Annotated in this window: 27 protein-coding genes and 1 pseudogene; 20 read left to right on the top strand and 8 right to left on the bottom strand. The window is 54.5% G+C overall.

All coding sequences use genetic code 11. The features are described from left to right. The first annotated feature begins 968 nt into the window (after nt 1-968). From EA472_RS17555 to EA472_RS17550, 3 genes are read left to right on the top strand one after another with little or no spacing between them, the layout of a single operon-like run. Nucleotides 969-1,409, top strand: a complete 441-nt coding sequence (locus tag EA472_RS17555) for a hypothetical protein (RefSeq protein ID WP_165874937.1) — start codon at nt 969-971, stop codon at nt 1,407-1,409. After that, complete coding sequence (locus tag EA472_RS22625) at nt 1,409-1,585, top strand: hypothetical protein (protein ID WP_165874936.1); 177 nt, start codon at nt 1,409-1,411, stop codon at nt 1,583-1,585. The genes EA472_RS17555 and EA472_RS22625 overlap by 1 nt, the downstream gene beginning before the upstream one ends. After that, on the top strand, nt 1,585-3,441 hold the full coding sequence (locus EA472_RS17550; protein WP_124192815.1) for a hypothetical protein: 1,857 nt from the start codon (nt 1,585-1,587) through the stop codon (nt 3,439-3,441). Before EA472_RS22625 ends, EA472_RS17550 begins: the two co-directional genes overlap by 1 nt. A gap of 253 nt (nt 3,442-3,694) precedes the next feature. Here the strand turns inward: EA472_RS17550 and EA472_RS17545 are convergent, their stop codons facing one another. The 3 genes from EA472_RS17545 to EA472_RS17535 form a co-directional block, all read right to left on the bottom strand. Continuing rightward, nucleotides 3,695-4,024, bottom strand: a complete 330-nt coding sequence (locus tag EA472_RS17545) for a hypothetical protein (RefSeq protein ID WP_124192814.1) — start codon at nt 4,022-4,024, stop codon at nt 3,695-3,697. 134 nt (nt 4,025-4,158) lie between these two features. Beyond that, on the bottom strand, nt 4,159-4,815 hold the full coding sequence (locus EA472_RS17540) for a DUF3267 domain-containing protein (protein ID WP_124192813.1): 657 nt from the start codon (nt 4,813-4,815) through the stop codon (nt 4,159-4,161). A gap of 115 nt (nt 4,816-4,930) precedes the next feature. Next, the gene (locus EA472_RS17535) at nt 4,931-5,212 is read right to left on the bottom strand and encodes a hypothetical protein (RefSeq protein ID WP_124192812.1); all 282 of its coding nucleotides are present in this window, start codon (nt 5,210-5,212) and stop codon (nt 4,931-4,933) included. A gap of 147 nt (nt 5,213-5,359) precedes the next feature. Between EA472_RS17535 and EA472_RS17530 the strand changes: the two genes are divergently transcribed. The 8 genes from EA472_RS17530 to EA472_RS17490 all read left to right on the top strand — a co-directional run bounded on the left by EA472_RS17530 (nt 5,360) and on the right by EA472_RS17490 (nt 9,291). After that, nucleotides 5,360-6,307 carry a hypothetical protein gene (locus tag EA472_RS17530; protein WP_124192811.1) on the top strand — a complete coding sequence of 316 codons (948 nt, stop codon included), beginning with the start codon at nt 5,360-5,362 and terminating at the stop codon, nt 6,305-6,307. A gap of 543 nt (nt 6,308-6,850) precedes the next feature. After that, on the top strand, nt 6,851-7,348 hold the full coding sequence (locus tag EA472_RS17525) for a hypothetical protein (RefSeq protein ID WP_124192810.1): 498 nt from the start codon (nt 6,851-6,853) through the stop codon (nt 7,346-7,348). Then, complete coding sequence (locus tag EA472_RS17520; protein WP_124192809.1) at nt 7,345-7,731, top strand: SWIM zinc finger family protein; 387 nt, start codon at nt 7,345-7,347, stop codon at nt 7,729-7,731. The genes EA472_RS17525 and EA472_RS17520 overlap by 4 nt, the downstream gene beginning before the upstream one ends. Continuing rightward, nucleotides 7,728-8,129: a DUF6166 domain-containing protein gene (locus EA472_RS17515; RefSeq protein ID WP_124192808.1), complete on the top strand. Its 402-nt coding sequence runs from the start codon at nt 7,728-7,730 to the stop codon at nt 8,127-8,129. The genes EA472_RS17520 and EA472_RS17515 overlap by 4 nt, the downstream gene beginning before the upstream one ends. Further along, nucleotides 8,122-8,304, top strand: a complete 183-nt coding sequence (locus EA472_RS17510) for a hypothetical protein (RefSeq protein WP_165874935.1) — start codon at nt 8,122-8,124, stop codon at nt 8,302-8,304. Before EA472_RS17515 ends, EA472_RS17510 begins: the two co-directional genes overlap by 8 nt. Before the next feature lie 277 nt (nt 8,305-8,581). Further along, nucleotides 8,582-8,806 carry a hypothetical protein gene (locus EA472_RS17500; RefSeq protein WP_124192805.1) on the top strand — a complete coding sequence of 75 codons (225 nt, stop codon included), beginning with the start codon at nt 8,582-8,584 and terminating at the stop codon, nt 8,804-8,806. Between the two features lie 33 nt (nt 8,807-8,839). Continuing rightward, nucleotides 8,840-9,070, top strand: a complete 231-nt coding sequence (locus EA472_RS17495; RefSeq protein ID WP_124192804.1) for a hypothetical protein — start codon at nt 8,840-8,842, stop codon at nt 9,068-9,070. A 2-nt stretch (nt 9,071-9,072) separates the two neighbouring features. Then, the gene (locus EA472_RS17490; RefSeq protein WP_124192803.1) at nt 9,073-9,291 is read left to right on the top strand and encodes a hypothetical protein; all 219 of its coding nucleotides are present in this window, start codon (nt 9,073-9,075) and stop codon (nt 9,289-9,291) included. A gap of 13 nt (nt 9,292-9,304) precedes the next feature. Here EA472_RS17490 and EA472_RS17485 read toward each other — a convergent pair whose 3' ends face one another. Next, nucleotides 9,305-9,568: a helix-turn-helix transcriptional regulator gene (locus EA472_RS17485; protein ID WP_124192802.1), complete on the bottom strand. Its 264-nt coding sequence runs from the start codon at nt 9,566-9,568 to the stop codon at nt 9,305-9,307. A 113-nt stretch (nt 9,569-9,681) separates the two neighbouring features. Between EA472_RS17485 and EA472_RS17480 the strand changes: the two genes are divergently transcribed. The 5 genes from EA472_RS17480 (at nt 9,682) to EA472_RS17460 (ending at nt 17,813) form a co-directional block, all read left to right on the top strand. Further along, nucleotides 9,682-10,779, top strand: coding sequence for a hypothetical protein (locus EA472_RS17480; protein ID WP_124192801.1), 1,098 nt, complete (start codon nt 9,682-9,684; stop codon nt 10,777-10,779). A gap of 449 nt (nt 10,780-11,228) precedes the next feature. Then, complete coding sequence (locus EA472_RS17475) at nt 11,229-12,791, top strand: type I restriction-modification system subunit M (protein ID WP_124192800.1); 1,563 nt, start codon at nt 11,229-11,231, stop codon at nt 12,789-12,791. After that, a complete protein-coding gene (locus tag EA472_RS17470; protein ID WP_124192799.1) occupies nt 12,788-14,110 on the top strand; it encodes a restriction endonuclease subunit S in 1,323 nt (440 codons plus the stop codon). Before EA472_RS17475 ends, EA472_RS17470 begins: the two co-directional genes overlap by 4 nt. Before the next feature lie 2 nt (nt 14,111-14,112). Continuing rightward, nucleotides 14,113-17,073 carry a type I restriction endonuclease subunit R gene (locus EA472_RS17465; protein ID WP_124192798.1) on the top strand — a complete coding sequence of 987 codons (2,961 nt, stop codon included), beginning with the start codon at nt 14,113-14,115 and terminating at the stop codon, nt 17,071-17,073. Next, nucleotides 17,070-17,813 (top strand): M48 family metallopeptidase, encoded by a 744-nt coding sequence (locus tag EA472_RS17460; protein ID WP_124192797.1) that lies wholly within the window; start codon nt 17,070-17,072, stop codon nt 17,811-17,813. The genes EA472_RS17465 and EA472_RS17460 overlap by 4 nt, the downstream gene beginning before the upstream one ends. A gap of 96 nt (nt 17,814-17,909) precedes the next feature. Here EA472_RS17460 and EA472_RS17455 read toward each other — a convergent pair whose 3' ends face one another. From EA472_RS17455 to EA472_RS17445, 3 genes are all read right to left on the bottom strand, one after another. Beyond that, nucleotides 17,910-19,862 carry a type I restriction-modification system subunit M gene (locus EA472_RS17455; RefSeq protein WP_124192796.1) on the bottom strand — a complete coding sequence of 651 codons (1,953 nt, stop codon included), beginning with the start codon at nt 19,860-19,862 and terminating at the stop codon, nt 17,910-17,912. Nucleotides 19,863-20,205: 343 nt separating this feature from the next. Next, a complete protein-coding gene (locus EA472_RS17450) occupies nt 20,206-20,916 on the bottom strand; it encodes a hypothetical protein (protein ID WP_124192795.1) in 711 nt (236 codons plus the stop codon). Nucleotides 20,917-20,957: 41 nt separating this feature from the next. Further along, nucleotides 20,958-21,383, bottom strand: coding sequence for a DUF6884 domain-containing protein (locus tag EA472_RS17445; protein WP_124192794.1), 426 nt, complete (start codon nt 21,381-21,383; stop codon nt 20,958-20,960). Nucleotides 21,384-21,460: 77 nt separating this feature from the next. Between EA472_RS17445 and EA472_RS17440 the strand changes: the two genes are divergently transcribed. Continuing rightward, nucleotides 21,461-22,411 carry a hypothetical protein gene (locus EA472_RS17440; RefSeq protein WP_124192793.1) on the top strand — a complete coding sequence of 317 codons (951 nt, stop codon included), beginning with the start codon at nt 21,461-21,463 and terminating at the stop codon, nt 22,409-22,411. Between the two features lie 196 nt (nt 22,412-22,607). Here EA472_RS17440 and EA472_RS17435 read toward each other — a convergent pair whose 3' ends face one another. Continuing rightward, nucleotides 22,608-23,267 (bottom strand): hypothetical protein, encoded by a 660-nt coding sequence (locus EA472_RS17435; protein WP_124192792.1) that lies wholly within the window; start codon nt 23,265-23,267, stop codon nt 22,608-22,610. Between the two features lie 171 nt (nt 23,268-23,438). Here EA472_RS17435 and EA472_RS17430 point away from each other — a divergent pair, with 171 nt between their 5' ends. From EA472_RS17430 to EA472_RS17420, 3 genes and pseudogenes are all read left to right on the top strand, one after another. Further along, nucleotides 23,439-24,407: a DUF2800 domain-containing protein gene (locus EA472_RS17430; protein ID WP_124192791.1), complete on the top strand. Its 969-nt coding sequence runs from the start codon at nt 23,439-23,441 to the stop codon at nt 24,405-24,407. After that, a complete protein-coding gene (locus tag EA472_RS17425) occupies nt 24,404-24,913 on the top strand; it encodes a hypothetical protein (RefSeq protein ID WP_124192790.1) in 510 nt (169 codons plus the stop codon). Before EA472_RS17430 ends, EA472_RS17425 begins: the two co-directional genes overlap by 4 nt. Before the next feature lie 684 nt (nt 24,914-25,597). Further along, a pseudogene (locus EA472_RS17420) lies at nt 25,598-25,670 on the top strand (IS6 family transposase); the annotation flags it as partial.

The following is a 25,670-nucleotide window of genomic DNA, read 5'->3' as shown; positions in this document are numbered from 1 at the left end:
CACCCCCTCTCCGTCTGTTTCACCCCCACCCACCCGACGATAGAAGCCTCGGCCCACCCCCTGGTCGAAATCCCAGTTGACCGCTGATTTCTATGTCGGTGGATTCGCGCAGTTCGTACCATTGGTCCTGTTGGCAGTGTGCTCTCTCGTCGTGAATCCGAGCCTGAAATGTCGGAACCCTGTATCGGGGGGTTGACACCGGCTATCAAACGCCGTCAGCCAGTTTAGTTGCTTCATGGAGGACAGGATACACAGTTTTCATACTTCGTGCAGCAGGAACGGCCAGTGACCTTCATCACGGAAAACTGGTATATATCCCCCGGGGTGTAGATATATATGAAGCCTGGTACAATGACCCGAAATCGAACCAGTATCAAGCTGGATCCAAACGTGAGAGATCGGCTGCGAGCCCAAAAATCAGGTGGAGAAACATATAATCAACTTCTTGATAAGATGCTCGAACACTACTCGGAGGTAGCTACTCAGTAGCAGTACAAAACCAACGGCCGGAACTTGTAGCAGGAAATCGGCCGCTGGATCTCAATTTGAGGCCCGCTGCTCCAAGTGGACGCCTCGTTCGTGTTTTAGCACGCTCGGGGCTTGTATCTTGCGACGCATGACGGGGCAAAAAGAGGTGACATCAAACATGCCACATGACCCGAGCGACGACGGAGCACTGTACCAGATGAATCAATCAGACCATGTCGCGTTTCAATATGCCTGCCTCCACGATTTCGCCCGAGCCACTGGAGATGAATGGTGGGTCAAGAGCAGTCGTAGACTTCTGTTTGACCACCTACGAGGGTACCAACGCTTCCTAAATAATGGACCAGAGCCCAGCGAACCGATGCAGGAATGGACCCCGCTTCAACGAACCATTCGATTCGCATCCAAATATGCTGAAACTTACCTCGAAACCAGAGACCCAGAGGACACCACAGAAGCGATTCAAAGGGATATGAGGGAGGATGGCCGAAACCTCCCCCAGGGAATCGCCGAGTGGATCGTCCAGCGAACAGCCGATACGAGCGCCGATCAATGACTTTACTCATGTATCAAAAAACAGAAGATCTTATGTACCTGTGGTACATAGTTTTATGTACAGAATGCCAACGAGACAGGTCCGCATACGTGAAGACCATCATCGCTTCGTAAAAGACGAAGCTTTCACCCTGAGTGGGTTGGTACAAACCGCCATCGATGAGGTAATTGAAAATAATCGAGAGCTACCAACCGAAACAGATCGATCAACCGAGGATCACAAACTTATCCGCACGTCGGTTAGTGTCAGTGATGAGCACGACGATTTTATTGCCTCTCATGATTTTGTTTTTTCAGTCTTTGTCCATCAACTGATTGAGGATCGGATAGAGTTAAAAAGAAAACTTGACGAGTTGGGTGATCAGTGATGTCGGATGACGAAGTGATAAGCCTGGGGCAGGTGTTGGAAAAGAACGACGGAAATCCACAGGCCTTGTTCAGGCACCGCGATGCGGCATACAGCATCGTCAGCTTGGAGGCTGATACTCGGGAGTACGAGCACGGGTCCGGCGACTTGATCGAACGGAAGATCGACAGGCTGTAATGTCGATGGCAAGCAAGTCTGGTAGCGCAGCGTCGTCTAAATCGGGGCTTGAAAAGAGACGCGAACAGACGTACGATCTGATCCGCTCTTGCGCTACTAACGGCGGCTACCACTTGGTCCCCGTGTTGATGATGCTGGGCAAGACGTATTCGGCTGGGAAGCTGGCCGCCGATCCCTCGGTCGACAGGCCGGTCACCGTGCTCACCAACGAGACAGACACCCGTGAGCAGGTCAAGGACTACGCGATCGAGGAGGGGCAGGACTCCGACCGGATCAAGATGTTACCGCAGTTTTTCGAGGTTTGTCCGACCGCAGCCGGCGAGCACGACGACGTCGAGATCCCGTACCGCGAGGAAACGTGGTCCCAACTGGTCGAGATGCTCCACAGTAACCAGATCACGCCGAGCTACATGCACAAACGCCTCGACGACGCCATGCCTTGCCAGCACGAGGGCAAATGCCCGTACGCCGTCGCCTGCGACTTCGAGATCGATAACGTCGACCTGCTGATCGGCCACCCGATCCACGGCAACGTCGAGCGATACATCGAGGAACGAGTCACGATCTTCGACGAGGACGCTGGCGGCGCGTTCGAATACACGGTTGAGCAGGACGCGTACACGCGAGCGATCAATGTCCTCCTGGAGCACCACGTGGATCTCGACGGGGCGACCTCGATCGACGACCTGATCGCCGCGGACGACGACCAGCGAGCCGAATGGATCGCGGAGATCCACGAACAGGTAGATCTGACCGATCCGAATGTTGGCTACTCGGATCAAGGGGGACGGGCCGACGCCCCGCTGCTCGCGATTGCGGTGCTCAACGGCGAGCCCGTCGCCGACGACGGCAGCCTCAACATGCGTCGAACGGAGCTCGCGAGTAAGACGCTGCTGTACGACGAGGGCACCGACACGACAGATCCATCGATCATCGTTCGTACCCCGCCCGAGCCGCTGGCCAGTGCGTGGGCGACGATCGCCATGGATGGGACGCCCACGCCGGAGATCTGGTGCAACCGCCTCGGTCTCGACCTGGAGTACCACGAATTTATGACGCTCAACGAGCGGGCCGAGTTCATCGAGCACGTCTTGGACTACAACATCGTCCAGCTGACACCCGACCGGACGGTGTCGGCGGCAAAAGCGAAGAATCTGAACCGTGACGTGTTCAACGGCATCCTCTGGGAAATCAAGAACGAGCACGACCGGATGCTACCGACGATCACCAGTAACGAGGCGAAGCAGAGCATCATCAACGGCCGCTACGTCTCGAACAAGGAACTCCACCTCGGAAAAGTGCGCTCGCACTCCGAGCTCGAAGACGAGACGCTCCTCGCGGTTCTCGGTTCGCTTCATCCGGGCGACCGAGAGATCCAGCGTCTGGCCGCCCTCGACGGGTACGCTGTTGAGAGCAACGGCGAACCGGGCATCGACAAGAGCTACGGCAAGGTCGGAGACAAATACTACCGCCATCTCGTCCACAATGAGGTCGCCCAGGCGATCTTCCGAGTCGGTCGGACGGAGGAGATACCGGGCGCAGACATCTACGTCTACACCGCAAACATCCCTGACTGGATTCCTCGAACCGTCGTCGAGGAGAACCCGAAGCGATGGTCGAGGTCTGTGCAGGAGGTTGCCCGTGCCCTGGAAGAGAGGGGGTCGGCAACGAAGGACGAGATCATCGACAGCGTCAGTGTCAAAAAGCGAAGCGTAGACGAGGCGCTCAAGGTACTCCGGAAACACGGCTATGTCGAAGACGAGCGCGGAGACGGTCGGTACGCCAAGAAGGAATGGAAAAATGTCGGCTTATCAGAGAAAAACCCGCACGCAAATGTTCCAATACCTGATAGATAAAACCGCAAGACGGCTCAGGGATGCAGATTTCACAACTAATGTATAGGTTGTAGATCTTGCACCCCTAAGACCTCTGGTAATCCCAGATTCAGTGTGGCCACGGTAATATAAATATCTTGACGGTAACCGCCCATCTGATGGGTCGAGTGCTTAACCAGTTGTGAACGTCAGAATCCTGGTTAACAACCTCTGCCGGAAGCAATGTGAGAGAACGGGTTACGGCACACGCGCCACTGCCAACAGCTGCGTCATCTCACAGCACGATAATAGCCGCAGTTACCAACAGAAACAACACCGGTGCGAGGAACCGGAACCAACGCAACCTATTGCTCCACCTTCTTCCCCACTGTTTCTCACCATGACTGAGACTGGGTTTCCTGTCGAGTTCCTGTAACGGCGGGATATATACCCTTTCAATACCCCAACCCAGTAGCCCGAGTATCAGTGCAGTGGCACCGATTGAAAATATCTCTTGGTTTTCGAGGTATACAGGCTCTATAGCGATTGCCGTCAAGACAAGGACGAACCCGATCGTAGCCAGAAACTTGTGAACGTTGTCGTAGGGCAGCTCGGGAAGATCCATCGCCTACTGGGATGTTCGAGTCAGTTATTATGAAAGCTTGGACGCGGTCGGTGGTTGGATTCGATGGTGACGTCGGGGTCGTAGTTGGATGGCCTGACCGGACCATGCCAAAAGAGACGGCGGTATGAGAACCGTCAAGAGGACGGTTCGTATATGAATGAACGAATGCCGTCATTCGTGTCTGCGATCCATCCCATCGAGCCCTTGGGACGCGACCCGAGACCACTGAAGGCGTAGAGATCACTACATGACGCCGCCGTGTTGATGAAGAATACATAGCCGAAGATCACTGTCAGCGCCGGGCTCGACACCGTGATGCAGAGCGCGTAGCTCGTCGGAGAGATGACGAGTAACGGCGTGACGAGAGCCACCAAGTTGTGCTCGCGGGCGATCCACTGCTCCGTTACGAGCGCGTACGAGATCGGGAAGCCATACCGGATCTCAACGTCGTATCCGTAATACTCGTTGACCACGCGGTGGACCTGCTCGTGGAGGACGACTGTAACGACGTAGATGCTAATCGCACCTCCAACGAGCACTGCCAGTGCGCCGAGCGGCGCCCCTCCCACTGCCCACACGGCTTCTTGGACGGTCGAGATGCCAAACGGGAGAACAACCAACGCAGCCAGGGAGAGCGCCAATTCCAGCGTGAGTATGCGCCGTCCTTTGGATGACGAGATGGCGTCGTGGAATCCGTTGAGTTCGTCATATTCGTCCGGATCGTTGTCGAGTCCGTCGGGTGGTTCTGGAGGACTATACTCCTCGTCCGCTTCGGTCATTCCTGCGCTCATGTTTTTCCCGTTGGTTTCAGCCCCACCTCAAAGGGGTGAAATCATCAAAAACCAACACCACTGACTACCATGTCGTTGATAAAAACGACAACCCACGGAGTGAAAGTGGAACTTCCTACTTTTCGATTAGTCTTATAGAGTGTTCGTTGAAGGCGGCGACGAATTGGGCCATCCGGATCACGTACTCGTCATTGACGCAGACGACGTAGATACCGGCCTGATCCAAGTGCTGGCGGCGTTCGATCAGGACGCAGACAACTGGGCCGTCGAACGTGATCTCGTCGCCAGCCAGCTCTACAGCCGGCAACAACGGGTGTCGTCGATGGATGACCGTCGAGCAGAGCCAGCCGAGTGGCTGCACGTCGTCGACGAGTGAGTGTCCTTCCCGGACGAGCACGACGACCAGGCCGACGCCATAGACATGACGATCTCGAAAGTCGGCCTGCAGAGCCAGCAGCCGGCTGACGATGAGAAGTGGGGCGTCACCATTGTAAGATCTCGTTCTTGGCTGCAGGTTTAAGGACCTTCTCTCTAATCTACCACTATGTCTTCGGAAATACAATCACCCTTCAAATTCCTATGGGAGTACAACTATCCTTTCAAATATTGGCAAAATCGGGTCCAAAAAATCAACCCATTCAACGAGCAGGATCGGTTCGAGGCACTCTATACTGCGGTGTTACTGTCGGACATTTACACCCACGTGTTCGCGGCAAAAGTTCGGAATCCAGACTTGCCGTGGTTCGTCGTGAAAGAAGAAACCTACCGGAACAACATCAACTCGGTGCTTGAGAATCTGGAGTCTGATGGATTCCCACTGGTCGAGAACATGCTGGAGCACGAAGACACGATGGCCAGTATAATGACCAACGAAGAGTACACTATCGACGAGCTGGAGGCCCTTTCGATCGGATTGCTCGGTTGTCCCGCGTCAATCGACGACGAGACGCAATCGGTGGAGTTTCACGAAGATCCATGGCTACATCGCGGAGTATGTAACGCGATTCTGAACTATGCCGATGGTACGAAAAATCTACTCAATGACTTTAAACACGGGTTCCGAGTAATCCCAGTCACTCCCGATGACCTTCGGCTACTCACGAAAGAGATTATGATGTTCGATTCAGACGGGGACAAAGAATACACCCGGAGAACGCAGGAGTTGGACAAAAAATTAACCGATGAGGGGGAGTGGAACTTTGCTTTCGCACGGATGCAAACGACCAAAGAGGACTACGGATATGACTGCCAACTTGACATCTACCATGTCGACGCGTGGGCTTGCTACAAATTTTCCGAGGTCGTATTGACTGCACTTTATAACCTGATCAGACCAGATGGTGGTAAGTACCTCTGGGAGAAGGTGGAAAGAACGCCCGGTCTCGGTGGCGAGGATGGATTCTCAGCGATCGACCACGTAATGGGATTCGGGCTCCCCCTCCGCGATGATCCGGATACGGTCCTCACTAAAGAAGAGTTCCAATCCGGCTAATGACATTGATCGCTTCGATGCTCGCCACCCAAACGGACCCCTGTCTACAGCCGCACCGGCCCGAGCACAGTGCCAGTGGATCATATCCGGATCCGACCGGACACTGCCAACAGCGACGTTTGTAGAGTCTCAACATCCTAATTTACCGTTAGTTTCTGCTGGAATAGATATAACTAATATACCATCTATCCTATCAATACATAGGGAAACCTACACGAGGAGCCACAGCTCTGGACAAACGGTGCCGGAGTTGAGGCCGGTGATGGGACACCGGACTCGGTAGGCTTCCCTTGGAGACCAGGAAGCAATGTCAGATACGAGTTCCAGAGTGGAAACGCTGTCGAACAGACACCCGGATGCGGAGCAGATAGGTTCGCATCTGGTGATTGATAAGACGGAATGGGTTCCAGGTCAGCATCCCGACCCCCACCGAGGACATCCAGAACAAGTGGAGTACCTCGAATCCTTCTATCGCTGCACCCTGTGCGGTGTCGAGGTCTTGCAGAAACGCGACCTACCGGATTCGTGCAGGGGTGACGAAGCGTGATCATCGAGGACGCCAGTATCGACTGGAAAGAGGAAGTCGCAAACGATCCACGGCTTCAGGTGGTCGTCGATGAAATCCCGTCGCGAGACGAACTTCGGTTTGAACACGAGGACCGGATCTATTGTGCGATCCACGATGGATTTGTTCAATACTACACGTGGAGTGGTGAAGGAAACGATGGTGGCTACGCAGGACGGTGTTTCACCATTAGAATGGTCGATGGCGAGCAAATCACGCTACGCGGACCATTCTCAAGTCGGGCGGGCTGCGTCAACCAACGGTCGTTCGGACCGGTAGTCGATGTGCGGCTCACTACCGATCCCTCGACACTGGAACGGGGCCATACGTTCCGGTCGGGGTCGTTGACTCTGGAGGCCGCCAAACAGGCAATCGACCTCGTCGACGAAGATGCACATCTGGAGCGACAGCTCAAATACTCCTCGAAGGAGCCCGTTTGGGTTCCAGTCCGCGACAACGGAGGTAACGAAGCGTGAGCTCTGAGTCAGTCCAGCCCGAGGTTGACGCCCGGACACTTCGGGCTGCCCGCGAGCACATGACCGTCTTCGAAGAGGGAGATGCGCTCTTCGAGGTGACAACGCAATCTGGATCAGCATACACGGTTGACCTGCGAGAGCCTGCCTGCTCCTGTCCCGATTTCCAGTACCGGGAGGAAGTGGAGGAGTGTAAACACATTCGTAGAGTGAGGATAGAGGTCGGACAGGTCGACATCGATGCACTCGAAGAATCACTCAGCGAGCAGGCCGACGACATCCAGCAGGATGCCGAGGAACTGATCCAGGCCGCTGATGAGTTAGGCGAAACGGCTACTGAACTCGAAGACGCAGTCGAACGGCTTCGAGAGGTGACGGGGAGATGAGCCGGGATGTCGGAGCTGAAACCCAGGGTCCGAGCACCCAGAGTACCGCTCCACGGCCTTCAGCAACGACCGATTCGGCGGAAACAGTCTACCGTGGCTATCGAGACCCGACTGCACCGGTTGGCGAAGAGTGCACTGTCAGCGTCGACGGCGAGCCACTCGACTCCAGGCACGATCTTCTGTCGGCTTCGAGAAGCGGGTTCGAGTGGGGCTATGGTGGAAGCGGCCCCGCACAACTCGCGATTGCGTTGCTCGCACACGCGTTTAACGATGAGATCGCCTGTGATCACTACCAGCGGTTCAAGCGAGATGTCGTAGCCGAGCTGCCTGAGGAGGGGTGGACACTTCGGGCAGCCGATCTCGACACGTGGTACAAGCAGGTGAGTGCCGATGCTTGATCGGTTCATCCGCCTCATGGTGTGGTGGTTCCGCAAATGGTATCCGGTCTTCCGATCCCTCGGTGAGAAGATGGGGCGCGAGGAGTATGTCGAGACCGCGATCAAAGTGAGCGAGGAAAATTTCGAGAACACAGCTGATGCGCTCGGGATCGAACTGGGGGGATACGACGAATGACCCTCCCAGATCCCGCAGCATCGCTCAACGGTATCCGTAGCGGGAATATCTGCGATTCGTGCAATCGTCGGATACAGCACGGCGACAAGGTCTCGATGTACGCCACCTGGTACAACAAAGGTGGCTGGACACCGAGGCGGACTTGGTGCATGAAGTGTTGCCCAGAGGCGGTTGACCCTGGTACGGAAGGTGCCGATGAAGTGATCGTCGAGGCCGTGTTCTGGAGTCATCAACTTGCTGGCGTCCGCGTGAAAGACCGGAGCTACCCGAGAGAGCAATGATTACGTTCAAGAAACACGACACGGCGACATGTCCTGACTGCGGTGCGTCACTGGTCTACGGCACGAAGGAAGAAGCGTCGAGTTGGAAGGTCTACTACGAATGTAACGACCGGTGTGGCTGGGAACAGATGGCGGGTCGGGTGTCGCTGGCTGAAATCGAGCATCGGGACGAGATAGACGAACGCGCTCGTGAGATGGGCGAGCGGTTGGCTGGACCGTAACGAACAGGTACCAACCCTGTGATGGTTACGTCGATGAGACGATTCGAGGTCGGTGATCGGGTCCGCATCGACATCCCGGACAAAGGTGATCCCGACTTTGAGCTGTATCACGACCGAACGGGCGAGGTTATCGATCTGATCGAGGACGACGCAGACGCGGTTACCGGCGACGTGCGCGACTCGTACCTGTTCGGCGTCGAGTTCGAGAACGGAGAGACTGAACACTTCCGATGGCGAGATCTCCGACCACTATCAGAGGGGTGAGTATGGAGCTGACCGATCGCGAGCACGAGGTAGTGACCAATGTTTACGGCGACGAGATGCCCACTGACCTACGTGAGATCGAGACAGAACAATTGGTGGCGATGCACGACCGTGTGGCCCAGGCGGTTCAGCTGTCGTATGACGACGACGATGTGGAGTCGCTGGGGATTCTACTTCCGCTGGAAGGCAAGATCACGAACGTTCTGTACGACCGTCTATAGCTGTGGGGTTCTCTCACCCCTCGGACGAGACCCGATCAAGTGCCCGTAGCAGAAGTGTTCCATTCTCCGTGAGCTGGTAGGTGACCCGTTTACGTCCTTTGGATTCGCGGTCAGCAACTTCGATCATCCCTTCGTCTTCCAGCTCGCCAAGAACATCGTAGATGTATCCCTTGGTGTACTCAACGTCATCACTCGCCACGATTGAGTATCCGGTGTCAGGTCCGTTCTCGTGAAGATAGACCAAGACATCGACTTTCCGCTCATCAACCAGTGCCATCACCCGACTATTTTTGGCCGGTCTGGGGTATGTTATATAAGCAACTTGATAGACCGGTCTAAAATAACAACTTGTTAATTAGATTGATATGTGTGGAGTTAGACGCGCAGTGTATGGAAGTCTACATGGTCGAACAGGAGAATCTCAAACGACTCCCAGAGTCAGAGTTTGACAAGGAGGCTAACCTCGAAAACCGGCTCATACGCACGGATGGGGCAACGATCGGTGGTGTTGACGTGATGTATATCGGGCGTCAGGGGACCCCAGACGAGGGCGGTATCTTCGACATCTTGGGCCTTGATGAGGAGGGGAACACCGTAATCGTCGAGCTCAAACGTGGGAGGGCCCCACGCGAGATCGCCGCTCAAGCTCTTGAATACGCCAGCGGTATCCGGAAAGAAGATTATGAACAGCTGAACCAGCGGTATCGCGAGTTCGTACGTGAGTACGGGCCAGAACAGCCACTTGATGGTGATCTAACACTCCGTGATCGACATCGAACGTATTTCGGCTTGGACGACACAGCCGACGAAGATAATTTCAACGACAACCAGCGGCTGATCTTGGTGGGCACGGAGTTCCGCGACGTTTCACTGAATATGGCCGACTTTCTTCGAGAGCACGACATTGACGTGATCTGTGTCGAGTACAGTGTCTACTCGGAGGGTGAAATGGAACTCCTCTTGACCGAGAACATCCGGCGGCCGCTGAGTGAAGAGCCAACCAGTACAGTGTCGAGCACAAGCAACGCCGAAGACTACTCTGATCTCATTATCGCCGTACGAGACCACATTTACCCACAATTGAAGGATGACCTACATATAGAAGATAAAGAACAGATAGCGAGGGCGACCGAAAAGCGGGGGATGGGCACTGGTTCGAATCACCCAGATCACCCGGAACCACTGAAATATGGGATGAAGCCGCTCATCGAAGAGGAGGGTGTGGTACGATTCCGTGTGAACATCTGGGATGCAGAATCGAACCAACACGAGGAGCTCCGCCGATTCCTTGCCGAAAATATTGGTGAGTTGGAAGGATATGATATGATAGACGATCCCAGCCGATCGATGGGTGTCCTACATAGAGACGTCAAAGTGGATCGAAACGACATCGAAGTCCGCGAGTTAGCCCAAGAGATGGTCGACCTGGTACAATTCCTGCATCCGCGTGCTATTGAAGAGTACGCCGGTCACGAGCTGTTCGAGTAGCTGTATCAGCCAACAAAAAACGGCGACGACGGCCGTATCTGTGGGAGCAAAATGGTCGGGGTGGTGGTTGGGCTGTAGGATGGGTAGAAAGGCATCGGATGGCTGTATGTCGTCACGATGCGCTCCGGGTGGGATGCACGTGATCGGGCTGTCCGGCGTTAGGGCAACCGCGTCAGTCGGATCAGAGGTCACGTGCCGGTCGAGTTGAACTCGGCCGCTACCGCCTTTCCGAGACGACCAGTACGTATGTGTGGCCCCATATGTATGTGCGCGGCATCTACAACCCAGGGCTCGGAACCGGGTTTCAATCCCGTCGCCTCAATGCCAACAGAAACGGCGGCCCCGGAAATAATGGTACAGGCAACGGTCTTGACGGTATTGTCGAACAGCTCCTACCCGTCTATGATCGTGACGTTGCTATTATAATGTCTGCAGATAATCCTTGAGCTATGGCTGAAAAGGACCAGGCTACGCTACCTGGAACGGAACCGGATCTACTTACACTTCCTACACTCGAAAAACATCTGTGGGCGGCTGCGGACAAACTTCGGGGAAGCATCGACTCGGCGGATTACAAGAACTACATCTTCGGGCTGCTGTTCCTCAAACGGGCCAACGACCGCTTCGAGGAGGAGACCGAAGAAGTCGCCGAGGAACTCGGGATTCCAGTAGAGACCGCCAGGGACGACCGAGACCTCCACGAAGAGTTCTGGATACCAGAACGCGCTCGGTGGGATCACATCAAGGCACAGGAGACCGACGTTGGTGCGGCGCTGAACAAGGCGCTCGCGGCGGTCGAAGATGAAAACGATCCCATTGCCGACCGCGTACTCACTACGGTCGATTTTAACGACAAAGAGCGGTTGCCCGACTCACTGCTCTCCGATCTCGTCTCGCACTTCTCGAAGCACCGCTATCGGAACGAGGATCTCGAAGACCCCGACATCTTCGGACGAGCCTACGAATACCTCATCCGCGAGTTCGCCGACGATGCTGGCAAGAAGGGCGGCGAGTTCTACACGCCGCGCGAGGTCGTCCGTCTCATCGTCAAGTGCGTGAATCCGGAGCCGGGCCACCGCGTCTATGACCCCTGCTGTGGCTCCGGTGGGATGCTCATCTACTCCGCCGAGCACATCCGTGAATCGGGCGGCGATATGACAGACATCTCGCTGTACGGCCAGGAGAAGAACCTGAACACGTGGGCCATCGGTCAGATGAACGTCCTTCTCCACGAGCTCTACGACGCGAAGATCGAGAAGGGCGACACCATCACCGACCCCAAGCGCGTCACCAAGCACGATGAACTGGAGGTCTTTGACCGGGTCATCGCGAACCCGATGTGGAACCAGAAGGAGTGGAACAAGGACTGGGTAGAGGACAACGAGCCGTACAACCGCTTCCCATACGGGCTCCCGCCGTCGAATCGTGGCGACTGGGCGTGGATTCAGCTCATGATCGCCTCGCTCAACGAGACCGGAAAGGCGGGCGTCGTCATGGACAACGGCGTCCTGTTCCGTTCGCGGTCCGAGAAAAAGATTCGCAAGCCGATTCTGGAAGACGATCTAATCGAGGCTGTGATTGCACTCCCGGAGAACCTATTCTACAACACCTCGTCACCGGGCTGTATCCTCATTCTGAATAAGGACAAGCCCGAGGAACGCGAGAGCAAGGTTCAGTTCATCTACGCCGAGGATCAGACGCTTCGAGAGTCCGGCGTGCAAGTATTCGAGGAACTCTCGAATCAAAATCAACTGACGGACGAGGGCGTCGAGTACCTTGCCGACACGTTCCAGACGGGACGCGAGGAAGATCATCACAGTCGGCTCGTCGAGCTGGAGGAGATCGAGGAGAACGACTGGAACCTGAACGTGCCGCGCTACGTCGACACGACCGAGCCTGAGGAGCCGATCGACGTAAGCGCGAAGTTAGAGGAGTTGGATCGGCTGGCCGAGAGGCGTCGGAAGACGGACGATGAACTGCAGCAGTACATGGAGGAGTTAGAGTACCGATGAGTGAAGCCTTGGAACAGTCTGATCTCCGGGAAGGCTACAAGACCGTCAAACTCGGTCCTCGTGAGATTCCCATACCGGATGAGTGGGACAACGTGCCTTTCGACGAGGCGATAGAGCTCAATCCGAAATACGAGAAACCCGATAACGGCCCGTTCGATTACCTCCCAATGGACGCTGTTGATGAAGAAAAGCAGACCATCGAATACTGGACTCAGCGGGAGAAAGACGACTGTACGACGACGTGGTTCAAGAACGGAGATACTGTCTACGCCAAAATCACACCGTGTACTGAAAACGGGAAGATTGCGTTCATAGAAGATCTGGGTACGGAGGTTGGCTCCGGTTCTACGGAGTTTCTTGTATTCCATCCCCGGGATGGTGTAACCGACGAGCGGTTTGTCTACTATCTCTCGAACTTACCCGAGTTTCGTTCAGTCACTATTTCCCTCATGGAGGGATCTACCGGCCGACAACGGGTTCCGAGCGACGTGTTCAAAGGCGGAATACAGGTTCCACTCCCGCCGCTTCCCGAACAGCGCCGCATCGCTGACATCCTCTCGACGGTCGACGAGCAAATACAGCAGACAGACGAGATCATTAAAGAAACCAAAGCACTTAGAGATGGTCTTCTACAGGATTTGTTTGATGAGCTAATTCCTAATAGTGGCCGGAAGGAGACACAACTCGGTCCATTTCAGGTTCAGATTCCCGAACATTGGGAGATATCCGATCTTGATGATCTAAATCAGGATGATTATCCCATTTGCTATGGCGTTGTCCAACCAGGCAAACATGATGAAGATGGGATCCCCCTACTCAATATCGAAGACGTAGACGAAACAGGAGAGATACAAAGAGAGTCGATTCATAAAATCACACCTGATCTCCACGAAGAATATTCCCGAAGTCAGCTCCAAGGGGGAGAAGTACTCGTTTCTGTAAAGGGAACCGTCGGCAATATTGTTCAATTGAATGAGGAAATAGGAGAAGCGAATATCTCTCGTGATTTGGCACGAGTTACTCCAACCACTGACCTTGATGCGAGATGGTTGAAATACTGTCTTTCCACCAAAATTTACCAGGATTTGATCGATGTCTTCAGTACAGGCTCGACTCGTGCCTCACTAAATATCGGGGAGTTGCGAGAGATTCCAATCATATGCCCACCGATTTCGGAGCAAGATCGTATTTCGGAGGTGCTTTCGACAGTGGAGAGAGAAATTGAAATTGAACGTGAAAACAAACAGCACCTCCAAGACCTCAAACGAGGTCTACTGCAGGACCTCCTCACCGGCAAAGTCCGCGTCTCCGTCGACTAATCATGCCTGACGAGTACGCCGAGTCCGAACGGCCCGCCCTTGGCGCACTCCAGCAACTCGGTTGGGAGGTCGTCGACCAGCAACGGTCCACTTGGCGCGATCCTCGGGAGACGGAGTCCTCGGCTGTACTCAAACCGCGTCTTCGCAATGCAGTTGAGCGCCTGAACCCGTGGCTCAACGAGAACAATCTGAACAAGGCCGTCCGCGAGATCACACAGGTCGCCGGGACGAGCACGATGGACGAGAACGAGCAGATCCATGAAAAGCTCGTCCGACACATCTCCGTCGAGCAGGATCGAGGTCACGGGAAGCAGCACCAAACAGTTCAGTACATCGACTACGAGAACCCCGAGAACAACGACTTCTTCGCGCTCAACCAGTTCCGTGTTGCAGGGCCGGTCGAGGTCGTCAAGCCCGACATCGTGCTGTTCGTCAACGGCATCCCGCTCGGCGTCGTCGAGTGCAAGAGTCCCCAGATCCCAGAGCCGCGTTCGGAGGCGCTCGATCAGCTCACCCGGTACCAGAACGAACGCGACGGTGAGTCTGAGGGAGCCGAGGAGCTGTTCCGATACAACCAGTTCTCGGTCGCCGCCTGGATGGAAGGCGCGGTCATGGGTACGTACGGAACGCCGAAAGACCAGTACAAGCCCTGGCGAGACGTCTATCCGCTAGAGGACGACGAACTCATCGAGCTGTTCGACCTCGACGGCTACCTCCCGGATCAGTACCGGATGCTGTATGCACTGTTTGAACCCTCGCGCCTGCTCGACCAGCTACGGCACTTCACGGTGTTCGAGAACCGACAGAGCGGCGCGATCAAAATGGTCGCTCGGTATCAGCAGTACCGGGCTGTTCGGAAGGCGCTCGAACGAATCGACAAACGCGGTCGGCGCGAGGCACAGGGCGGTGTCGTCTGGCACACCCAGGGTTCGGGCAAGTCGCTCACAATGCTCTTTCTCGCGCTGAAGCTCCGCCGGAACGAGGACGATCCAACACTCCTGTTGGTTACGGATCGCCGGGCACTCAACGACCAGATACATGCGACGTTCGAACGCTGCGGCTTCCCCAATCCGAAAAAGGCCGAGAGCATCGAGGATCTCCGCGACCGACTCTCGTACGACGCGGGCGAGACGATCACGACGCTGATTCACAAATTCCAGACCACGGACGACGAAGAGGACTTCCCGGTGCTCTCCCGGAACGAGAACGTCTACGTGATGGCCGACGAGGCCCACCGGACGCAGGATAAGGAGCTCGCGAACAACATGCGGACGGCGCTTCCTAATGCCTTCTACGTGGGATTCACTGGGACGCCCATCGAGAAGGACGAGCGCAACACCCGCCGGACGTTCGGGAACTACATCGACACGTACACGATCGATCAGTCGCTGGAGGACGGCGCGACGGTCGAGATCCTGTATCAGGGCCGTCTTGCAGACATCCATCTCGAAGGTGAGACGCTTGACCGCCTGTTCGATCGCATCTTCTCGGACAAGACCGACGAGGAGAAAGCGGAGATCCAGAAGCGATACGCCCGCACGCAAGATCTCGCAGAGGCCCAACCTCGCATCGACCGGGTCGCACTGGACATCATCGAACACTACGAGAACGACGTACCTGAGCCGTTCAAGGGTATGGTCGTCACTACAAGCAAGGAGGCGGCGATTCGGTACAAAGAGACCCTCGACAACCTGAACGGCCCGGAGTCACGAGTCATAGTCTCTGAGGGGCACAACGACCCTGAGCACATCAAGAAGTGGACTCCCAGCGACTCCGAGAAGAGCCAGTACAAGGAATCGTTCATCGATCCGAACGGCGAGGTCGAGCTGCTCATCGTCTGTGACATGCTCCTGACAGGCTTCGACGCGCCGGTGGCTCAGGTGATGTACCTCGATAAGCCGCTACGTGAGCACAGCCTGTTGCAGGCGATCGCCCGCGTGAACCGGCCGTTCGAGGAGAAGACCCATGGCCTCATCATCGACTACTACGGTGTCTCGGACGAGTTGAAGGAGGCGCTCGCGATGTTCAGCTCGAAGGACGTCGAGCGGGCGATGGTGCCGGTCGAGGACAAACAGCCCGATCTTGAGGCGGCACACAGCAAAGCGGTCTCGTTCTTCGACGATCTCGATGATGTGGAGCAGTGCGTTCAGTCGCTCGAACCTGACGACCGCCGAATCGAGTTCAAGAACGCGTTCAAGCGGTTCTCACAGCTGATGGACGTCGTCCTCCCTGATCCGATGGCGAACCCCTACCGGGAGGATCTGGAGCGGCTCAGCACGATCTACGGGAAGGCGAAGGAGCGGTACCGCGATGAGACGATGAACCTCGAAGGAGCGGGAGCAAAGGTCCGTGAGTTGATTCAGGACCACATCACGTCTCGGGGCATCGAGGTCCTGAACGATGAACCCGTCTCGATTATGGAGGAAGTCGAGTACGACGCGAAACTTGAAGGCTTAGAAAGCGACGAAGCTCGGGCGAGTGAGATGCAAAATGCAATCAAGCACGAGCTCAACGTTCGATTCGACGAAGATCCAGTGCAGTACGGTTCTCTCAGAGATCGGCTCGAAGAGCTCATTGAAAAGTACCGGGAAGGGCGATACAACGAGCGTGAAACCATTGAGGAGCTTCGGGCACTGATGGACGAGATTCGCTCCCGCGACAAGCAGGCGCGGAACAAAGGGCTCCGGGACGAGACCGATCTCTCGTTCTACCACGCCGTTGAGGACGTACTGGACGAGCACGATGCTGGCGAGGAAAATCTCATCGAACTCACCGCTGATTTGGTCGGGACTGTTGAGCAGTTTGTGACCAAGGTGGAATGGAAAGAGAAGACACAGTTACAGAACCGGATGCGGAAGGAGGTGACAGGAGAGTTGTATCGCTCTGAAATCGACATTTCGGGTGATGAACGGAAAGAGCTAACCAACCGCGTTATCGAACTGGCCCGGAATCACTACCAATGAGCGAACGCCTACAGCGCCGGCATCATATCGGCCAGACGGTCGTGCCCTACACGGTCGATTGGTCCGAAAATCGGGAGACAATAGGTTTGTCAATCGACAAGTCCTTGGAGTTGACCGTTACAGCCCCGATGACCGCGACAGTAGGTGATGTTGAGGACGTGCTTGAATCTCGCCAAGAGTGGCTGCTTCAGAAACTCTACGGACTCAAAGAGCAAGAAGGGCCGCCGTATCCGAAGGAGTACATGAGCGGGGAGAAACTCCAGTATCGGGGGCGACAGTATCCATTGAAGGCTGTTGAGGCAGATGTCCCAGAACCAAGGTTATCGTTTGACGAGCAGACGTTCACCCTTCGCGTCCATCGGTTCGACGGGGATGTAGACGATGTGAGCGTTCGCCGAAAGCACCAAGCGGTCGTCGACTGGTTTATTGAGCGTGCGGAGGAAGAACTCCCGGACCGAGTGTCACGTTTTGAGTCGAGGTTGGGGCTTGACGCCGTGCCAGTGTGGGTCGGGGAGATCGATGGCCGGTGGGGTGAATACGACAGAGGAACCGTTCGCCTCAACTGGCGGTTGATTCGAGCACCCGTTCGAATCCAAGATTACGTCATCGCTCATGAGTTGGCTCATTCAGTACACAATGAACACTCTGGCGCGTTCTGGAACACGGTTGGTGCTCTCATCCCGGATTACGAGGATCGCCGTGAATGGCTCAGGGTGAACGGGAACTCTCTGGCTATCTAATCTGTTCAGTCTTAGCTATCTTCGATGATCGCGTAATACCAATTAGTGAATCGTGTTTTATAAAGCGCCTTATAATCGAGGGGGTAGGTGCGTGCCTTAGTCACGCCACTCATACAAGTCACTATACACCTGCTCACGTTTCTCTTGCATCTGATCAGCCCAATCCACTGCTTCGTCAAGCACCTCTTGTGGGTAAAGCCCAAACTCAAAAGTTTTGATATAATTCACATCAACGTGTTCGGATCCCCCGATCATACGGGTCGAACCACCTTCGTTCGAAACTAACCTTGCGAGGATAGTTCGTTGTTTTTCTGCAAGCCGATACTCGTCTATGTGGCCTGAAGCTTGACGGTCCACCATTACGCAGAAACCGACCAGCCGCATTGCGGTGGCGACGCTACCTGACAGATCTTGGCCGGGGAAATCAGGGAGATCTTCGAAAAGATGGGCTTCATATCCCCTTTCCTCCAACGCACGTTTCACCCGTACGAGCTCCGCTTTATGAGCACCCTCGTAATTTCCTAAAACCAAGACCGTATTATCGAGCTTTTGGATCACTCTCCCGAGAATCGCATCAAACGTTGAGTTTGCCTTGAGATTCAGCTGACCGTCGTATGACACTTCATCAAGCTTACTCAGACCTCGATTGAGTGCCTGTCCTTCTCGGAAGTCCACCCCATCAACATAAAATGTAATGTTGAGGTTGTAATCATTCTCTCGTATTTCTTCGATTTGAGCAGTCTTACTTATCGAATATCTCGTCGCATTGTCCTGAACCAGGCTTACGATTCTATCAATCCCATCCTCAGTCAATTTATTCTGGCTCTTCCGCTCCTCATAGAAATCGGGATCTGCTGCGTGAATGAACTGTACTTCACCTTCCTTCTCAGTTGGCTTGTCAGTGTTTAGAACGAGAATTGCTGAAGGAATAGCCGTGTTTGGGAACAATTTCTCTGGAAGGCCAATTATCGCCTCAACAAGATCATGCTCAAGCATATATTTCCTATACGCCATCTCATGCTTCCGAAAGAGGACACCATGAGGAATGATGATAGCCGCTTTTCCCCCTGTTCCGTCTAAATTAGGACGTTTCAGGTGCTTGGCGATATGCATGATGAAAGCGTAATCACCGCGATCAGCGCGGGGGAGTTTGTCGCTCCAATTGAAACGCTCATACTGGTCATTCCGAAGTTCGTCTTTCGGCCAATCCATTGAAAAAGGAAAATTGGAGACGACGTAGTCAAATCGTTCCAACTCGCCATTCTGAGTGAACTGGGGATCCAATAGTGAATCCCCTCTGGCGATTTCATCGTTTAGATCATGGATGGAGAGATTCAAGCGGGCAATGGCGGCAATATCTAAGTTGATCTCTTGGCCCGTCAGTCGGAGTTCTGAGGGGTCCTTATCTTGTTCTTCACGGTAGTAGCGGGCGGCATCAACCAACATACCAGCGGATCCAACGGTCGGATCGTGAAATTCGTCTCCATCTTCGAAATCGTTCAAAAGTGCGATACTCAATTTTGAGATCTCTGGTGGTGTATAGAACTGGCCTCCTCTCTTACCTTCCTCCTCAGCGAAATGGTGAATGAGGTCTCTGAAAGCATCACCAAGTAGATCCGGCGGTATCGAAGTGCGATCAAAATCGTACTTATTTAGATGATCCATCAGCTCGGTCAAGCGGTCATCATTGAGCCCGTTTGCATTGACAAAATCGACCCTGAAGGCCCCTTCCAACTCGGGATTCTTCTTGATTAGTGCTTCAAAAGCTTCATTGAGTGCTTTATCAACGTTGTCGGTTATTGCACAAATATCGTCCCACGTGTGTCCTTCGGGAACAACAGGAACATCATAAAGGTCGGGATCCCGAGCGATCTGCTTGCCGTACTCGTCGATATTATCCTGATACTGATTTTCGAACTCGTCGGAAATGGTCTTGTAATAGACGAGTGGAAGAATATACTCCTTGTAATCGGTTGGGTCGATAGCATCGCGAATAATGTCTGCACATTTGAATAAATGAGAGTTTAGTTCGTCCAACGAGAGGGGCATAGGAGAGACGTTAATTGGGGGACCAGTTATTTTCTGCGGTGGGAAATCATCTAGGGCCACCTTCTTGAATTAGCTATTGCTACAATACCAAGACGGCGAAACTACTCCTGGAAACTGGCAAAGGAAATACTCACTTCCGGTTGTCTCAGCGTCGTGTTCGCAACTGTCGCCGTAGCGCCCCCGACCATCCTGGCGCTCATCGCGTATGTCGGCCTCCGGTTGAATGACCTAATCTTCAATCCTCCATCCACAACAAACTGAGAGACATCTCTGCGCGGTTCGTGCCAACAGCTACCCCGGAGAAAACTACGACGGTCAGAGCATCCTCCAGATCACAGTTAGCTCAGAGGCCGGAGGTTTCCTCTAAGGCATCAGCCAATCGGTCCAGAAACGCCGTGTCGTACTGTTCTCCGACGTGGTTGATGTTCCACAGGCCCGAGTCGTTGATCTCGCTACGGGGACTATCACGCCCCAACCAGTCGTCGCTCCGAGAGTCGAGAGAATCCTTTCGGTAGTTGCTGACCAGCGCGATCGCGTTACGCTCGATGTAGGCCCGATCACTCTGCGGGCTTGGATCGTCGTCGACGTCAACCCATAGGAAGGGAAGGTCACGGATATACCCGCTTACGCGACGTTCATGTTCTAACTCCGAAAGTCGACGTTCTCGGTCGGCGCTGGAGCCGTCGCCCCAGTGCGGATACTCGTCGTGAATACCGTTGCGTTCGATCATCGCCTCTCCGACACGCTTGCGGAAGACCGAGCCACGGTGATTCCCTCCGCCTTCGTAGGTCCCGCTGTTCGCTCCGCGGTGTGTCCGAAGTCGATTCCACAACGATGTACCCGAACCCGAGGACACTGCATGTGTGCCGATCCGGGTGAGTCGAAGCTGATCAGTCGAATCTCGTGTTCCATCCTCGGCAAAGAAGAAATATACGCCACGCACTGGCCAGTCCATATAGCCCGTACAATCTTTGAGCCGTTGCTTCCCACCGACGTTTGCTTCGAGCTGATCGAGAAGATCGTATAGTCTGTCAAGATCCGAACGACGTGACATATCACCTGGTTCGAAGCTGGGGCACAAAATCGTCCGGGTTCTCAGAGATGTTCGTTGTACCACGCGAGCGTCTCACCGAACTGGAGGCCGTCAGTCGGGGTTTCAACGTCGACCGGTGTATCCTCCAACAATGGGATGAGTTCGCTGTAGTAGTCGCGTCCTGCGTGAAAGACGAGTTGGTTGTCGTCATCAACTATGCCTTCCGCTTCGAGTTGGCCGTACACGGTTTCAGCCCACTCACGTTTCCGGGCAACCGGTGCACCCGTCAGCGTTTCATCGTAGGGCTCGATAGGCGGGCCTGACGGATCGAGCAGGTGGTGTTTCGCGGAGAGGATGTACCAGCGGTCGTGATTGGCTTCGACGTACTCACGCGCCTTGCTGAAGAACGTCGACGGCATATAGAGGTCAGCGGGCTTTGCGGCTTGCTCACGCTTGCTCTTCGTACAGCTCACGAGCCCGATCTCCATAATAGAAGATCAACCGGTGAGGGGATGAAAGCTGGCGTAAGTGTAATGTCTGAATCGATCAAACCTCCATACATCTGATGACATGGGGATTTGATCGTGATTTCACTCCGTGGGGTAAGCGTGATGAGGAGATAGAGCCCCGAGTACATCCGCATCTCACTGAGCCTGCTCGAAACCGGATTGCACGGATTCTTGAAAATGTAGTTGCGTATGACGATGTGTATGAGACGTATATGGAATATCGAACAGAAGTCATAGAGGAGCCAGACTATTTTCGGTGGCGAAATTTCGATCCAGCAAGGGCATCTCAGACACACCTAATCAAGGAAGAAGACACCGATGAGGTGCTTCTCTATCTGGAAATCCTGCTCAACACGCTTTGGTCGAATCGTAATCACTCCGAGGAGGACTTGTTAAAGATGGACAGTAAACTCCGTCGAGTGCTTCGTGAGCACCGGATTCTCTTCAGATTACGACCAGATCACAAGTACCTTCATCGTTCGCGTGTCGAAGGTGGTGTTCGCAAAACCCGGCCCAGACGTTATGACCCTAATCGGTATGAACCCCTTCACTTCGAAAAGCTCGCGGATGAAACTATTGTTCAGGCGGATCAGGATCTTCGAGTCTTGACGAAAGGTACGAAATGGAAAGAGCCATTGAGCGGCTACAACGAAGCATGGAATAAGTATCAGGACGGTCAGTTCTCTGCCATAATCGCTGAAAAGCTCTACAACAGTGTGGAGGCTGTCGTTCAGAAGATGTGTGTGGAGCAAGGGTGGGAAAACGAAACACAGACCGTCGGGACCTATCTTGACCGGTTAAACAAGGAAGGACTGTTCGAGCCGAACCAGTCGATGGTGGGTGAGTGGCAACAAATAATGGGTGGTCTTCGTACCGGCGTACAAAAAACCGGAGATCGGAAAAGCTGGCACGATGAAGTTGATCAAGACTATTGTCTTCTTTTGCTTCACCAGACCTCTGCGTTCCTCACGTTCCTCATTAAACGATACGAGAAAGAATCAGAATAGCGACGTCAGAAGAGTTGTGCGACTTTGTTTGATAGGAGAATCTGACGATGCTGTCATTATCGGGGCTCGGTCGCAGCTTCCATCTCCAGCCCGGGTCAGCAAACCAGTAATCGACGGTAGCGAAAGATCACCAACTCCTCCATATTGATTCCTTGTTAAGGTAGGTTGGTGATCTCAGTCCCGGGGCGGGAAACGATCAGTCGATCCACCGCGAGAGGTCTGCGATTTCCCCACCAATCACCTGCGAACTCAAGAACGTCAGTTGCTCCCGTAACGCGTAGATTTTATCCCGATTCGCCCCCCAGTTGGCGTGGAACCAGACGCGGTAACACTCCAGCTGAAATCCGTCGTGGACGGCTCGGAAGGCCCTGATGTCGTGTTCGAGTTCTCGTTGTCTCGAATCACAGAACTCTAACAACGTCTGGAACACCTTCTCGTGAAAACAAAGGACGTAGTAGGTATCCTGATCGAGGAGGTCAAGCTGATCGAAAAGGTTCTCGACGTCATCCGCTATTGGGTCAATGTTGCCCGAATCCGCATCGACGATCCGCTCAACCAGATCGGTCATGTACGCACCCTCAAGCTCGGTCGCCTCAACGTGGTCTCGAAACTGATCGTTCCGATGCTTCGGCTCCGTCGAATGGAAATTCTGATAGTCGGATGGCAACTTGGTAGAGGGGTTCAGCGAGAGCAAGACGACCGACGGTCGTAGACGGTCGTGGTTTTCGTTGATGAACTCGAAGAACTCCGCAGGGTCCTCTTCAACACAACCCTCGTTCGGAAACTCCGAACTCCATAGCGCCCAGCTGGACGTCGGGTACTCGTCTTTCAACGTCTTCAGCGTACTGACATCCATCAGCTATGTGTACTGGAGCCAGCTTGATGAACATACTCCTGCCACAGCGCCAACTGATTAACCGGTGGCAGTATTCTGACGCGGTCGTGCCAACAGAGGCGTCGACCTCGGCTCCGATCGGCCAAAAAAGCGTCCCTCACGGTTTTAGCCCCTGATCACCTCATCGCTGATATGACGTTCAGCGTCTCGTGGCACACGCTCCTCGACGAACTCGACGACCTGCCCGAGGAAGCGACGCTGATCACCCCACTCTCGCACAAGCGATTTCGGGTCACCGACGTGCAGGAGCAACGTGTCATCATCGACTTCGAGGACAGAGACGAGAAGCGACCACTCCAGCGCGACCAGTTCGAGACGTTGTACCGGCGCATCAACCACGGGCATGACGGCTTCGAGCTTGATCGACTTCCTGCTGACGCAGATCCGTACCCGGCGGTGTTGAGTCTCCACCCACGGTTCGAGATCGACGAGGACGCGGGCCTGATCATTGAGAAGGACGGCCCGACCTGCAGCCAGCTTCTCGACGCCGAGCCCGCCGGTGATACAGATCAACGGTCGGAGCCGGACTTGGACGTGTATGCAGACGCGCTGTTGCTCGTAGACGCTCTTGAGCGCCACGACGTGACCACACTGTCGGAGATGGAGACGAACGCGCTGGTGAACATCTACACCCTGCTCTCGGATGTCCAGCGCAACGCTAACGACCTCCGCCAGGACGTGGCTGGCGTACTGCTGAACCGCCTTCACCACGACCGACCGGTGAGCGGCCCCTTTGGATCTGTCCAGCGCACGACTCGTCGGAACCGATCACTGAAAGATGAAGACGAGGTATTGACGAAGCTGGAAGCCGCAGGAATCGACCGCGAGCGGGTGACAGGCATCGACCGGAGCAAGGTCGTCGATGCGTTAGAGGTCACGGAGTTGTCCGAGAGCGACGTCTACGACATTGAGGAGAGCGAATACGTCCGCAAAGCGGAGGTCGACGAGGAAGTCAAAGAGACGCGTCTCCAGGGCCTCAAGGAACAACTCGCGGCGACTGAGGGTGAGGGGGCCGAAGAGTTACGCCAGGAGATCGAGGATTTGGAGGGTCGCATCGACGAACTCACCAGCTTCCGAACGGGGACGGAGGTTCACGAATGACAGTCACTATCGAAGTACCGCCCCGATATGCTCGGCTGGTTCGTAAGAAGGCAAAGGAGCGAAACCAGTCATTCGAAGAGTACGAGGACTGGGACAACCAGTCGGACACTTGGGGCGTAGATCCTGAGAACCGGCATATGATTGGGCTGATGGGTGAGATGGCGTTCGCGATCTATGCTGATCTGCAAATCAATACTGAGGTCGTAGGGTGGTCAGACGGAGGTGTTGATTTTGAGATCTCAACCGAAGGGGTTGAAAGAACAGTTGACATCAAGACGAGTCAGAAGGAGCCGTACGCCTTACCAGTGAAGAAATCGCGGGTCAACTCCGACTACTACGTCCTCGCACATCTGGAGGACACTACGGTGACATTCTTGGGTGCGGCAACAAAAGAAATGGTTCTCGACAGAGATCCAAAGAAGTCGAAGTTTGGCCACTACAACTACGTAGTGCCGGTTTCTGCGCTGGAACCGATTCCAGACAGTGAATGTATCGAGAGTGTGTAGCGGTCGGTAGCCAGAGCTGGGTCTGCGTGGTGTTATCTGGAACGTGCTCCTGTGACTCCCGAGAGTGTATCATCGCTTACTTATAGGTCCGTGTAGTTATTTCGGGGTGAGAAGGAACAAATCAGGTCGAGAACCGGCGATAGTAGCCGTGAAGTGGCCGATTTGAGGCGATCTCGAAAAAGTCCTTGGTAAGGACGAGAGCCCGGGTTCAAATCCCGGCCTAGGCTTGCTCCTTCGTCGCAGACCGTAATTCCCATACAGCGACGCCCTAGCATAGTTTTTTCGACTGTTTTCAGTGGGAAGGATACCCGTTTCGAAGAGGAGTTTGCCGGAATCATCCCCTCCTTAAAGGACACCCGCGCGCGCAGCCAACCTCCGTCTGGTAGCGTTTTTCGAAAATTATGGTTTGATCCCTTTGATTCGGGAAGTGGGGGTGGTTCGTACATTGGCAAAAGGAAGCACACGGTATATTGTGTAACTCTCCTCGAGAAAGTTTAGAAAAATATATACTACTGGACCCATTCGAGATAGTGGAGTTCTTCTCAGCCTTGTGGCCTAAGCCCAAGGTATCGATAGCTACTCCATGGTAATTATGACTGTTTGCGTAGAGACACCACAACTGACTGAATTGGCACTGTCTAGATGAGGGTTTGAGGAATGAGCAGGTGGTGGCGAGAAGTGCCTATGCAACTCGCCAACCTGCTCAGAGAGACCTTAGACGTGGATTGTGATGAGGTTTGGGAGAACGAGCGCACCC

The sequence above is a fragment of the Natrarchaeobius oligotrophus genome (genome assembly GCF_003841465.1).
GTDB lineage: Archaea > Halobacteriota > Halobacteria > Halobacteriales > Natrialbaceae > Natrarchaeobius > Natrarchaeobius oligotrophus.
Note: the sequence above shows the minus strand (reverse complement) of the source record. Positions and strands in the feature narration are given on the sequence as shown.